The organism is Corynebacterium sp. HMSC078H07 (assembly GCF_001812805.1).
GTDB lineage: Bacteria > Actinomycetota > Actinomycetes > Mycobacteriales > Mycobacteriaceae > Corynebacterium.
Window position 1 is genome coordinate 92,185 of sequence record NZ_KV810485.1, and the last position, 12,945, is coordinate 105,129.

Annotated in this window: 11 protein-coding genes and 1 tRNA gene; 10 read left to right on the forward strand and 2 right to left on the reverse strand. The window is 58.7% G+C overall.

Annotated features, from left to right (window positions below; translation table 11 throughout):
- Positions 1-11: 11 nt before the first annotated feature.
- Positions 12-3,650, forward strand: a complete 3,639-nt coding sequence (mfd, locus tag HMPREF2875_RS07365) for a transcription-repair coupling factor (protein ID WP_070671704.1) — start codon at positions 12-14, stop codon at positions 3,648-3,650.
- Positions 3,650-4,132 carry a hypothetical protein gene (locus HMPREF2875_RS07370; protein ID WP_070671677.1) on the forward strand — a complete coding sequence of 161 codons (483 nt, stop codon included), beginning with the start codon at positions 3,650-3,652 and terminating at the stop codon, positions 4,130-4,132. The genes mfd and HMPREF2875_RS07370 overlap by 1 nt, the downstream gene beginning before the upstream one ends.
- On the opposite strand, the gene HMPREF2875_RS07375 is transcribed toward HMPREF2875_RS07370, so the two are convergent.
- On the reverse strand, positions 4,129-5,616 hold the full coding sequence (locus tag HMPREF2875_RS07375; protein ID WP_070671678.1) for an amino acid permease: 1,488 nt from the start codon (positions 5,614-5,616) through the stop codon (positions 4,129-4,131). The genes HMPREF2875_RS07370 and HMPREF2875_RS07375 overlap by 4 nt on opposite strands.
- Positions 5,617-5,697: 81 nt before the next feature.
- Between HMPREF2875_RS07375 and HMPREF2875_RS07380 the strand changes: the two genes are divergently transcribed.
- Positions 5,698-6,312 (forward strand): MazG nucleotide pyrophosphohydrolase domain-containing protein, encoded by a 615-nt coding sequence (locus HMPREF2875_RS07380; RefSeq protein WP_070671680.1) that lies wholly within the window; start codon positions 5,698-5,700, stop codon positions 6,310-6,312.
- Between the two features lie 8 nt (positions 6,313-6,320).
- On the opposite strand, the gene HMPREF2875_RS07385 is transcribed toward HMPREF2875_RS07380, so the two are convergent.
- Entirely contained in the window at positions 6,321-6,743 is a 423-nt protein-coding gene (locus HMPREF2875_RS07385) for a hypothetical protein (protein ID WP_070671682.1), read from the reverse strand.
- A gap of 167 nt (positions 6,744-6,910) precedes the next feature.
- On the opposite strand from HMPREF2875_RS07385, the gene HMPREF2875_RS07390 reads away from it, so the two are divergent.
- The 7 genes from HMPREF2875_RS07390 (at position 6,911) to HMPREF2875_RS07420 (ending at position 12,621) form a co-directional block, all read left to right on the forward strand.
- Complete coding sequence (locus HMPREF2875_RS07390; protein ID WP_070671683.1) at positions 6,911-7,702, forward strand: lysozyme family protein; 792 nt, start codon at positions 6,911-6,913, stop codon at positions 7,700-7,702.
- Between the two features lie 131 nt (positions 7,703-7,833).
- Complete coding sequence (gene eno, locus HMPREF2875_RS07395) at positions 7,834-9,111, forward strand: phosphopyruvate hydratase (RefSeq protein WP_070671685.1); 1,278 nt, start codon at positions 7,834-7,836, stop codon at positions 9,109-9,111.
- Between the two features lie 155 nt (positions 9,112-9,266).
- Positions 9,267-9,773: a septum formation initiator family protein gene (locus HMPREF2875_RS07400; RefSeq protein ID WP_070671706.1), complete on the forward strand. Its 507-nt coding sequence runs from the start codon at positions 9,267-9,269 to the stop codon at positions 9,771-9,773.
- Between the two features lie 34 nt (positions 9,774-9,807).
- A complete protein-coding gene (locus HMPREF2875_RS07405) occupies positions 9,808-10,356 on the forward strand; it encodes a DUF501 domain-containing protein (protein WP_070671708.1) in 549 nt (182 codons plus the stop codon).
- 16 nt (positions 10,357-10,372) lie between these two features.
- On the forward strand, positions 10,373-11,326 hold the full coding sequence (locus HMPREF2875_RS07410; RefSeq protein WP_070671688.1) for a Ppx/GppA phosphatase family protein: 954 nt from the start codon (positions 10,373-10,375) through the stop codon (positions 11,324-11,326).
- Positions 11,327-11,379: 53 nt separating this feature from the next.
- Positions 11,380-11,456: transfer RNA gene (locus HMPREF2875_RS07415), tRNA-Leu, on the forward strand.
- Between the two features lie 331 nt (positions 11,457-11,787).
- The gene (locus tag HMPREF2875_RS07420; RefSeq protein WP_070671690.1) at positions 11,788-12,621 is read left to right on the forward strand and encodes a Bax inhibitor-1/YccA family protein; all 834 of its coding nucleotides are present in this window, start codon (positions 11,788-11,790) and stop codon (positions 12,619-12,621) included.
- Positions 12,622-12,945: the final 324 nt, after the last annotated feature.

A 12,945-nucleotide genomic window follows, 5' to 3' on the forward strand; every position in this document is an offset into this window, starting at 1 on the left:
TGGCAACTCCGATGCTGGGAGGGCTACTCAAGGTAGCTGCCTCCGATCCCAAACTGAAAGGCCTTGCCTCCCAGGTAGGTACGCAGTCACTACATATAACGGGCATCGACCAGGCCCGTCCCTGGGCTCTTGGCACCCTGGCGCACCATGCGCCTGTTCTCGTTGTGGCAGCGTCGGGGCGCGAGGCCGAGGATCTCAGGGCGGAGCTCACCGCGTTGTTGGGAGATAAGGTGGCGTATTTCCCCGCATGGGAAACGCTGCCTCATGAGCGGCTCTCGCCGGCCCCGGATATCGTCGGCAAGCGCGCCCAAGTCCTCGACCTAGTTGGTGCGGGCAAGGCCCAGGTCGTGGTGACCTCAGCGCGCGGATACTGCCAGCCCATCCTCAGCAAGGTGGAGGGCCGTGCGCCGATTTTCCTCAAAGAAGAGGCGGAACACGAGTTTTCTCATATCGTCTCTGAATTGGAGTTTCGCGCGTATAAACACGTCGATATGGTGGCGAAGCGCGGAGAGTACGCGACGCGCGGCGGCATCCTCGATATTTTTCCCACGACGTCCGATTACCCGGTGCGTGTGGAGTTTTGGGGCGATGAGATTACGGATATTCGCCAATTCTCCGTAGCGGACCAGCGAGCTATTCAGGAGATTGAGGTCGGGGAGGTCGCCATCTACCCTGCGCGCGAGCTTCCCATCACCAACGAGGTGGCCGCACGGGCTCGTGACCTAGCACAGAAGTTTGGCGGCAATGCGGCACTGGCTGAGCTGCTTACAAAGGTCGGTGAACACATCCCGGCCGAAGGTATGGAGGCGCTGCTCGCCGTGCTTGCCGATGCCCCCTTTGTCACCCTCCCCGAACTCCTCCCCACCGGAACGCACGTGCTCCTCGTGGCACCGGAGAAGATCCGCACCCGTATCGCAGACTTGGAATCCACTGACGCCGAGTTCTTGGCTGCTGGCTGGGAAGCCGCCGCCATGGGCGCGGACGGCCCGTTGGCCGCAGAGGGGCTGGACACGGAGGCGTCGAGTTATCGCTCCTATGAGTCTTTGGAGGCCACGTGCGCGCAGATTGAGGCTCCCCTGTGGACTTTTGCGCCCCCAGGTATGTTTGCCGCTGCGGAATCGGAGACCCTGCCGCTCGACTACGAGCCTGGCCCCACACCGCGTGGCGATATTGAGCAGATTGACGCCATGATGGCGCAGCTGTTGGCCCACACCACCGCGGGTGGGCGGGCAGCTTTCATCGCTCCTGCCCAGGGCGCTATCAAGCGCATGGTGGAGCGTTTCGCGGAGAAGGGGATTCCCACCAAGGTTGCTACGCCTGGATGGGAGCCTAGCCCTGGTGAAGTCACGCTCTATCAAGCGCTGAGCCATGCTGGTCTGGTTTTCCCCAAGGTACGCAAGCTTAAGGACGCTGAAGCGCTTCCGCTTGTTGTGGTGACTGAAACGGACCTGACGGGTAACCGCGTGGGCGATATTGCGGGCGCTAAACGTCGCCCAGCAAAGCGCCGCAACCGCGTTGATCCGCTAGCACTTAAGCAGGGCGACTACGTGGTGCATGAAACACATGGCATCGGCAAATTCCTCAAGATGGCCGAGCGCACCATCCAGACCGGTGACGAGACCTCGCGCCGCGAGTACATCGTCCTCGAATACGCCGCGTCCAAGCGCGGTCAGCCCGCCGACCAGCTCTGGGTCCCCATGGACTCGCTGGATCTGCTGAGCAAGTACACCGGTGGTGAGGCGCCAACGCTGTCCAAGATGGGCGGCTCGGATTGGAAGAACACCAAGAAGAAGGCGCGCGCTGCCGTCCGCGAAATCGCTGGCGAGCTGGTAGAACTCTACGCCAAGCGCCAAGCCGCACCCGGTCACCAATTTGGGCCCGATACGCCGTGGCAGGCGGAGATGGAGGATAACTTCCCCTTCGTCGAAACCGAAGACCAGATGCTGGCCATTGATGCCGTCAAGGAAGACATGGAATCTACGGTGCCGATGGACCGCGTCGTTGTCGGTGACGTGGGCTATGGCAAGACTGAGGTGGCGGTGCGCGCTGCCTTCAAGGCAGTCCAAGACGGCAAGCAGGTCGCAGTCCTCGTGCCCACCACGCTGCTGGCCCAGCAGCACGCCGATACATTCCGCGAGCGCATGCAAGGCTTCCCCGTAGACATCGAGGTGCTCTCGCGCTTTACCTCGGCCAAGGAATCCAAGGAGATCCTGGCTGGCTTGGCGGATGGTTCCGTGGACATCGTCATCGGTACCCACCGCCTGCTGCAGACAGGCGTGCAGTGGAAGAACCTGGGCCTCATCGTGGTGGATGAGGAGCAGCGCTTCGGCGTGGAGCACAAGGAACACATCAAGGCCCTCAAGGCGAGTGTGGACGTGCTCACCATGTCTGCAACTCCGATTCCCCGCACCTTGGAGATGTCCATGGCGGGCATCCGCGAGATGTCCACCATCTTGACTCCGCCAGAGGACCGCCATCCAGTCTTGACCTATGTGGGTGCCTACGAAGATAAGCAGGTCGCTGCTGCAATTCGCCGCGAGTTACTGCGTGACGGTCAGGTCTTCTTCATTCACAACAAGGTCGCGGACATTGAGAAGAAGGCCCGTGAGCTGCGTGATCTCGTGCCAGAAGCCCGCATCGTGGTGGCCCACGGACAGATGAACGAAGAGGTTCTCGAGCAGACCGTCCAGGGCTTCTGGGACCGCGAGTTCGACGTGCTGGTCTGTACCACCATCGTGGAAACAGGCCTGGACATCGCCAATGCGAATACCCTCATCGTGGAAAACGCCCATCACATGGGCCTATCCCAGCTGCACCAGCTGCGTGGGCGCGTGGGCCGCTCTCGCGAGCGAGGCTATGCCTACTTCCTCTACCCGAAGGGCGCTACGCTCACTGAAACCTCCTACGACCGCCTAGCCACCATTGCCCAGAACAATGATCTGGGCGCAGGTATGGCCGTGGCCATGAAGGATCTGGAGATGCGAGGGGCCGGCAACGTGCTCGGAGCTGAGCAATCCGGCCACATCGCTGGCGTGGGCTTTGACCTCTACGTCCGGCTCGTGGGCGAGGCTGTGGAGACCTTTAAGGCGCTTGCTAGGGGAGAAGCCCCGATCGTCACGGACGAAGGACCGAAGGAAATCCGCATTGACTTGCCTGTCGACGCCCACATTCCAGAGTCCTACATCAACTCCGAACGCCTGCGCCTTGAGGTCTACCGCAAGTTGGCGGCCTCCAAAGACAATGCGGACCTCCAGAACACCGTGGAGGAGATGGAGGACCGCTACGGTCCCGTTCCGGAGCCGGTGCAACGCCTTCTGGCTGTGGCTCGCTTGCGCCACCTGGCGCGCCGGGCTGGTGTCGCCGACATTACGGTGCAGGGAACCCGCATCAAGGTCCACCCGGTGGAGCTCGCGGATTCAAAGCAAGTGCGCCTCAAGCGCCTCTTCCCAGGCTCCAACTACCGTGCGGCCGCCAAGGCCATCCAGCTCAACTTCCCCAAGGCCGGACGCAACGTCACAGACCCCAAGCTGCGTGACGTTGAACTTCTCCAGTGGATGGCAGATTTCCTAGCATCGATGTTTGAGCTCGAGCGAATCGACGTCAGCGGTGCTAAGACGAAGAAGAACGTCATTAGCGTAGGAGAAAAGTAATGGATGCCACCAACAGCCCTAGTGTGAAGCCGCGCTCTAATTCACGAATAGCTCTGTTGGTGGTGTGGATTGTCGCGGCGCTGGTGAGCATTCCTGCGGTGTTGGCGCTGAAGTTTGTGAGCGGGAATGCAGGCTGGTACGCCGTCATGCTCATGTTGGGTGGGGTGGTGCCCCTAGGAGTATGGATGCTCCTGGGTTTTATCCCGCTGTTTATTCTCAGGGACTATGACAGCAACCTGGTGTGGGCATGGGCGGGGCTGGCTATGGTCTTCATCGGATTTATCATCGGCGGCGCCAATCTTCCGGACTTTGGCGATACTGGCCCTGCCGGTGTCCCCGCATGGTGGTTCGGCAACGAGGACGCAGCCACGATTACCGGCATGCTATTTCTCGGAATCAGCGCTATCGGCCACGTGCTGTGGCTAGTGAGCTGCATTGTTTATGCGGTGAAATCTCACCGCCAACAGCCCCCGGTGCTTTAGAGAACGAGCTTGCCGGTGCTCAATCCCCATACAGCAGCAATGGCGCCAATAATCACGATCGCCACTACACACCACTCGAAGGTATTGAACACGCGCTCCTTCTTATACAGGCGAGTAGCCACGTACGGGATCATGCTCGGAACCACGGCAAGCGCGCCGAGGAGCACGTAGACCGGATCCGCGGCGTAAATGAGCCATACGGAATAGATGAAGGCGACGAGGCCGATGAAGAAGTGGCGTCGATTGTCGCGGCGTCCTACCTCCGGGCCGGAAAGATCAAACTTCACACCTGCATGCGGGTGGGTAAGCCCCTTGCCGCGCACGGTAAGGAGAAGCAAGTACAGCGAGGAGAAAATGTAGGGCAGCAGGTACATGATGGTGGCCAACTGCACCATGGCGTTATAGGAGGTCTCGTTGAGGAAGAACACGATGACGAAGAGCTGAATCGCTAGGGTAGAAATGAGCTGCGCTACCCACGGTGCGCCCGCGACGTTAACGGTGCCGATCTTGCGAGGGATAAGGCCATCGACAGCCATGAGGACAATCGGCTCCGCGCACAGCATCTGCCAGGACACATACGCACCCAACACAGATAGGCACAGGCCCAGGGAGATGAGCGCCCCGCCCCATGGTCCTACCGCGGCGGTGAGGACGGATGCCATGGAGTTATCCGGCAGTGCCGCCAGCTCTTCCTGAGTAAGCACGCCGAAACTCAAGGTGGAAACGGACACCAAAAGCGCCAGAACGCTGATAAAACCAATCACCGTAGCGCGGCCAACGTCAGTGCGGGTACGGGCCTGCTTGGAGTACACCGAAGCGCCTTCCACACCGATGAAGACCCACACGGTAAAGAGCATGATGCCCTGGACCTGCTCAAAAAGGGATTTATCGGAACGCTCGCCCCAGAAATCCAGGGTGAACTTGTCCCAGCTAAAGCCGAGGAAAGCGATGAGCACGATGAAAGCCAGGATAGGCACGATCTTGGCCACGGAGGTCACCATGTTCATGATGGCTGCTTGTTTAATGCCGCGGGCCAGCACGGCGAAGATGCCCCACGACAACAGCGACACCGCAATGGCGGAGACCCACTGGTGGTCCGCATCAAAGAAGGGCACGTAGTGGCCAATGGTATTGAAGAACAAGGTGGCGTAGCCCACCTGCGCCATGACGGAGCCTAGCCAGTAGCCCCAGCCGGACGTAAAGCCAATGAAGTCGCCCAAGCCGGCGCGGACATAGGAGTACACGCCAGAGTCGAGGTGTGGCTTGCGGTGGGCAAGAATCTGAAAAACGAAAGCAACAGAAAGCATGCCGACGCCTGCGATGAGCCAACCCAGCAGCATGGCGCCGGGGCCAGCCACGGAGGCGATGTTTTGCGGCAGAGAGAAGATGCCGGCGCCCACCGTGGAACCGATGATGAGCGCAACGAGCGTCCACAGCGTCACGGAGTGCGTGCGCGGCGATTCGGTGAGTGATGAAGAGGTCATTGGTCAAAAGTACCCCTTATGGCGGACTTGTGCGTAACTGTTGCAATAGCTTGCTAGGGCAGAGCCCTATACTCGGTGCTTATGACTGTGCTGTTGCTCGATCCGCGCTGGCCCACGATGATCCCCATGGAAGCCTATGGAAAGCTGTTCGGACCTGCGGTTTTTACCGATGAAGTGCCGGTAAAAGTGCGCTGGAACTTCGACGAGCTACTGTGCGGTGAGGATCCTAAAGGTCAAGGTGTGCTGGTAAGCACGAATGCGTCCGACCCTCAGGTGCGGGCGCTTCTCGACGCCTCCCATGACCTCATCCTCGCCCCTTCTCTCGACGACCCCCTGTGGCAGGCGCGGGAGGTCATGTCGAAGGCTCGCAGTATCGGTGAGTGGGAACGCGATCAAACGCACGCGACGTTGTTGCCCTACCTTGCCGAAGAGTCTGCGGAGTTTGCTGACGCGGTGAAGAATGGCGCGTCTGACGCTGAGCTTCTTAAAGAGTTAGGAGACGTTTTTCTCCAAGTTCTTTTTCACGCAGAGATTGCCGCTCGACGAGGTGCTTTCACTTTGGATGATGTCGCAGGGTCCTTTGTGACAAAAATGCGCTCCCGCGCGCCCTACCTTTTTGACGGCACAGAGGACGTCGTCGGGGTAGAGGAGCAGGAGCGCTTGTGGGCTGAGGGGAAAGCCCGTGAGAACCGTTAGGTGAGCTTTTAGCTCTGCTTCAGAACGGAGGACAGCAGCGGGGCGTAGTCCGCAATCTTGGAGGACAGGCCGGTACCGCCGGTGGCGATGGTGTCTTCCTTGACGATCTTGCACTCGAGGGCGCGGTCAGCGGTCTGGCCGGCGTACTTCACAGCGACGAGCGCCAGCGGGCCGAGGTCCTCAGAACCACCGAGGGCAGTGAGGTTCTTGGACAGCTGGTTGCGGGTGGTGTTTTCGGTGAGCAGGTCGCCCTCGGTGGTCTGATCGATGAGGTTCAGGGTGTTGCGCAGGGTGTCGCAGTCAGCGGTCTGGATGCCCTGGGACAGAAAACCACCGAGCTCCTCGAAGGAAGCAGCGGATGCGGTGGCAGGAACAGCAGCACCGAGGGTGACAACAGTGGCAGCGGTGGCGGCAATACGGCGGATGGACATGGATCTCCTTGAATTATGAGTAGAGAACAGCACTTTTCCCGGCTCGGCGAGCCGTTCAATGGCGTAGTGTAGCGCACAATGTTACGCATGGGAACACTATGACATAATTTTTACCATTCTGTGTCGGTCCGGGCTGACCCTAAAGGTGGGCTGTAGTATCCCTGCCTATGACCAAGGGGCTGAGGAGAATCGGGGGCTGCGGCCTCGGTATTGTCTTGGCCATTATCCTCATTATTTCCCTCGTGGGCTGGAGTTTGTCCTTTTTGGGCAAACCTTCGCCGTTCCGTCAGCTCGAGCCTGTTCCCCAAGACCTACCGCCAGTTGGTGGGGCAGAGGTGCCCGCGATTGATGTCGAGGCCCCTGGGCGTACCTCCGATAAATTGACGTGGTGGTCGGATCAGTTAAAGGACTCCACGAGCATTCCCGAACAGGCCTTGCGCGCCTATGGCAACGCTGAACTAATTGCGAAGACGGCCTGGCCCAACTGCAACCTGCGCTGGAATACTCTTGCCGGCATTGGATGGGTAGAAACCCGCCACGGTACGTATAACGGAAAAATGTTCCACCGATCTTCTTTGAATGAGGATGGTTACCCTGACCCACCCATCGTGGGTATTCCTCTAGACGGGTCGAATAACACAACGCTGGTGCCAGACAGTGATGGCGGAGCGATTGATGGTGACGCTGAGTTTGATCGCGCAGTAGGTCCCATGCAGTTCATTGCTTCCTCGTGGGATCATTTGGGGCGCGATGCAAACGGCGATGGTGTGGCGGACCCCAATCAGATTGATGACGCTGCACTCGGTGCCGCCGCCCTGTTGTGCTTTGGCGATCGGGACCTGTCTACGCCGGAAGGGTGGCGCTCGGCGATTCTCAACTACAACCAATCCGAGGATTATTTGCGTAAAGTGGCGGGTGCTGCCAATTCTTACGCGATCGAGCAGCCGGCAACCTCCTAGATCTTTGTCACGTTGTCCGGTTATGCCCGACAAGTTCCGAACTTTTCTGGAACAATGGGCAGCAGGTGATTTGGGAGCCCTCCCGAAGCACAAAACCACACTCAATTTGGTTCTATAGGAGTGAAAGCAGCATGGCTGACATCATCCACGTAATGGCACGCGAAATTCTTGATTCCCGCGGTAACCCGACTGTTGAGGCTGAGGTTTTCCTCGATGACGGTGCGCGCGGCGTCGCCGGCGTTCCGTCTGGCGCTTCCACCGGTGTCCACGAGGCACACGAGCTGCGTGACGGCGGCGAGCGCTACTTGGGCAAGGGTGTGCTCAAGGCAGTTGAAAACGTCAACGAAGAAATCACCGACGAGATCGCTGGCTTCGAGGCTGATGATCAGCGTCTCATCGACGAAGCGCTCATCAAGCTTGACGGTACGGAGAACAAGTCCCGCCTCGGTGCTAACGCCATCCTCGGCGTTTCCATCGCCGTAGCCAAGGCTGCCGCTGAGTCTGCCGGCCTGCCGCTCTACCGCTACATTGGTGGACCGAACGCTCACGTCCTGCCTGTTCCGATGATGAACATTGTCAACGGTGGTGCACACGCTGACTCCGGCGTTGACGTTCAGGAGTTCATGATTGCCCCGATCGGTGCAGAGACCTTCAGCGAGGCCCTGCGCATGGGTGCTGAGGTGTACCACGCACTGAAGTCTGTTATCAAGTCCAAGGGCCTGTCCACCGGCCTCGGTGACGAGGGCGGTTTCGCTCCGGAGGCTGAGTCCACCAAGGCTGCACTCGACCTCATCATTGAAGCCATCAAGAAGGCTGGCTTTGAGCCGGGCAAGGACGTTGCCCTTGCACTGGACGTGGCTTCCTCCGAGTTCTACAAGGATGGCAAGTACCACTTCGAGGGCGGCGAGCACACCGCTGAGGAGATGGCCAAGGTTTACGAGGACCTCATTGCCAACTACCCGATCGTCTCCATTGAGGACCCGCTGCAGGAGGATGACTGGGAGGGCTACACCAAGCTCACCGAGACCATCGGTGACAAGGTTCAGATCGTTGGCGATGACTTCTTCGTCACCAACCCGGCACGTCTCCAGGAGGGCATCGACAAGAAGGCTGCTAACGCCCTGCTCGTGAAGGTTAACCAGATCGGTACCCTCACTGAGACCTTTGATGCCGTTGAGCTGGCTCACCGCAATGGCTACCGCACCATGATGTCCCACCGCTCCGGCGAAACCGAGGACACCACCATTGCTGACCTCGCAGTTGCCCTGAACTGTGGCCAGATCAAGACCGGTGCTCCGGCTCGTTCCGAGCGCGTTGCTAAGTACAACCAGCTTCTGCGCATCGAGCAGGAACTGGGCAGTGCCGCCGTCTACGCTGGCCGCTCTGCATTCCCGCGCTTCCAGGGTTAATCATCTCCCCGAAGCTTCATTGTGCCCCGTGATTGTGGGCCACGTTTAAAGGCGTCACAGGAAACTGTGGCGCCTTTGGCGTGACACCTGTTATTTTTGTGACTTCCACGCGTGCCGTCCCGAACCCTGACGGTTGGGAGCTAGACTACTCTCCGATGGCACGCACTACCCCTACCCGTACGAAGCGCCGGAACACCGTTCCGGTCCACACGCGTGCCCGCGACGCCCACAAAACCACGAAGCGCCCGAAGAAGCCACAGGGCCTCGATATTCTCGGGGTAGGCGTCATCATTGCGGTGGTGCTTGTCGTCTTGCTCACCATCGCCGTGCCATTGCGCAACTATTATCACGGCCAGTCCGAAATCGCCCGCCTGGAAAGCTCAATCGCTGCCAAGCAGGAGCGCAAGGATAAGCTCCTCGCGGAAATCGATAAGTACCGTTCAGATGAGTACATCAAACAAGAGGCCCGTCGCCGCTTCGGCGTTATGGACGAAGGCGAAACCGCCTTCCGAATCATGGATCCCCGCATGGATTCTGGTGACACCGTGACCTCAGAGCACCGCGAGGACATCGATGAGCGCGAGTGGTACACCGTGCTGTGGGACTCCGTATCTGAAGAGGCGGAGACGGACCCAGCAGTAGCCGATCGCCCCGCTGAATAGGACTCATCCCAGTCGCCATGTCACAATGGTTGCCATGACCGTGACCGATGCTGATCTTGACGTTGTCCGCGAACAACTGGGCCGCACCCCGCGCGGCGTCGTAGACATTGCCTACCGCACCCCCGACGGAGCGCCTGCAGTGATTAAGACTGCGCCGAAGCTTCCCGACGGCACCCCGTTCCCCACTCTCTACTACCTTACCGACCCCCGCCTGACCGCCGAAGCTTCGCGCCTTGAAGTTGCACACGTTATGAAGTGGATGGAGCAGCGCCTCGCAGAAGATGAGGTCCTACAAAAGGACTACCGTGCGGCACACGAACACTACCTGGCCACTCGTAACGAGATGGAGGATCTCGGCACACAGTTCTCCGGTGGTGGTATGCCAGAGCGTGTCAAGTGCCTCCACGTGCTTATTGCGTATGCCTTGGCCGAAGGCCCGGACCGCGTACGCTTCGGCACGGAAGCCGTCGCAATGGCAGCCGAACACGGTAAACTTCGTGGCAGCGCCATCCCAGAAGAGTGGCCTACCGTGGGGGACTTGGGCATTGACATGGCCCAGTTTGATTTTTCTAACGCCGGTTAACAGAAAGGCTTGACCTATGACTCGCGTCGCTGCTGTCGACTGCGGAACCAACTCCATCCGTCTGCTCATCAGTGAGATTCAAGACGATGGAAAGATTCGGGACATTTCCCGCACGATGGAAATTGTTCGCCTTGGTCAAGGCGTCGACGCTACCGGCGAGTTCGCTCCAGAGGCCCTCGCGCGTACCCGCGCCGCCTTGGAGGAGTACGTCAAGCAGATGAAGTTCGAAAAGGTTGAGCGCGTGCGCATGGTGGCTACCTCAGCCACGCGAGATGCCAAAAACCACCGCGATTTCTTTGACATGACGGCGGAGCTTCTCGGTCAGATTCAGCCAGGCGCTCGCGCGGAAGTTATCTCCGGTGAGGAGGAAGCCCTGTTGTCCTTTACCGGCGCTGTGGCGGACCTCAGCTCGGAGAAGGGGCCTTATTGCGTCATTGATTTGGGTGGCGGCTCTACCGAGTTTGTCGTCGGCACTATCGACGGTGAAATCCTCGGCTCTCACTCCGCCCAGATGGGCTGTGTGCGTCTCACCGAGCGCATGATGCGCAGCGATCCGCCTACAGAAGCAGAAATCGAAATTGCCACCGACTATGTTGCTGAGCGCATGGCTGACGTGGAGAAAATAGTGCCCATCGACAAGGCCGTCACCTTCGTCGGCTGCGCCGGAACGTTCACTACGCTGTCTGCTCTTGCGCAGGGCATGGAGCGCTATGATGCCGACTCCATCCACGGTTCCGAGCTGCGTTTCGACGCCCTGCGCGTACTGACTCGCCAAATGATAGGTCTGGCTTCGGATGTACGCGCCCTCAATCCGGTCATTCACCCAGGCCGCGCTGATGTCATCGGAGGTGGATGTGTCGCTGTGGAAGGCATCATGACCATGATTGAGCGCAACAGCAGCGCCCGTTCCTTCTTTATCAGTGAGAAGGATATTCTCGACGGAATTATTGCTGGCCTCGCTACAGCCTGACCCAATATCTAGTGTGCGAGGACCCGTGCCCTAAAATAAATGGGCACGGTTAGGCCCCCATAGCCCAATCGGCAGAGGCAGTCGACTTAAAATCGATTCAGTGTGGGTTCGAGTCCCACTGGGGGCACCACTGGGGGCACCACTGGGGGCACCATGACCAGCGGAAACGCTGGTGAGAGTGGGCAATCTGGCGCAAAAGTGTCCAAAAGTGTCCATTTAATAGTGCTGAGCTATACGTCGCTATCAGTGCAGGCGACCAGGTATGTGGCCGATGTGCGGTAGGGGAGGCGTCGACAAGCGCAGTGCTTCGCGACGCCTCTCTTTAAGAATATTTTGCAAAGTTTGGGATTTTTGGGAACTTCCTAGCAATCGAGTGCGTTGGAACTAGTGAGAACATGAACACGGCGGCCCTTATGGGGCCGTCTTTATTGAGAAATACTGTGAAAGGAATCGGGATTCACGTGCGTTCTAGCAACCCCGTCATGAGTTCCCTCTCATCCAGCCAAAACCAGAACCAGACTCAGAGCAATCCGTTTGGCCAGAGCGATAGCCCGTTTAACGAGGCCACCCGTAGCGCCGACCGCCCGTTGACCGTTGATGACGTGGTGACCAAGACCGGTATCACCCTCGCTGTCATCATCGCGCTGGCTGTTCTTAACTTTTGCATTGGCGCGCTGGTCAGCCCCGTTGTGACGATGGGCCTGACTTTGCTTGGTGCCATTGGTGGGTTTATCACAGTGTTGGTTTCGACGTTTGGCAAGAAGTTCGGTTCTGCCGCCGTGACTCTTATCTACGCCGCATTTGAAGGTCTTTTCGTTGGCGGCTTTTCGTACATCGTTGCCGGTGGTTCTCTTGATAAGTCTGGTGGCATGGCACTCGCCGACCTAGGCGAGATCGGTGTAGGCATCGGCCAGGCCATTATGGGTACGGTCGGCGTCTTCATCGGCATGCTCATGGTCTACAAGACCGGTGCAGTGAAGGTAACCCCGAAGTTCAACAAGATTATGTTCGGCCTCATTACTGGTGTTGCCGTCTTGGCATTGGTTAATTTCCTGGGCGCTATCTTCTTCGACTTCAACCCGCTGCGTGACGGTGGCGCGATTGCCATTATCTTCTCTTTGGTTTGCATCGTCCTGGCGTCTCTGTCCTTCATGACGGACTTTGACCAGGCTGACCGCCTTATCCGCCAGGGGGCTCCGGCCCAGTACGCCTGGGGTATCGCCCTTGGCCTGGCCGTGACCCTGGTCTGGCTCTACACCGAGATTCTGCGTCTGCTGAGCTACTTCAGGGACTAGTTCTCACCGTCGCCTTATTTAGCCGGCGGCCGACACCTTAACTGGTGTTGGCCGCCGGTTTACTTTGTGGTGTTTGTCACAGTGTGGTGTGGGGTGTTTGATAATCCGCCGTCTATATGTGGTGTTGGCAAGAGTATGTTCGAATGGGTGTGTTGTTTTGGTCTAGTTGTGGTGGTGTGTTGTGGGGTCTGGTGTGGTGTTGGGTTGGTTGGGTAGTGTGGTGGCTAGAAAGGGTGTTCGTATTGTCTAGTATTTAAGGGGGGTGTCACTTATGGTGGCAACCACAACTTCTTCTTCTTCTGTTCCGTTGGCGTATTTTTCTCA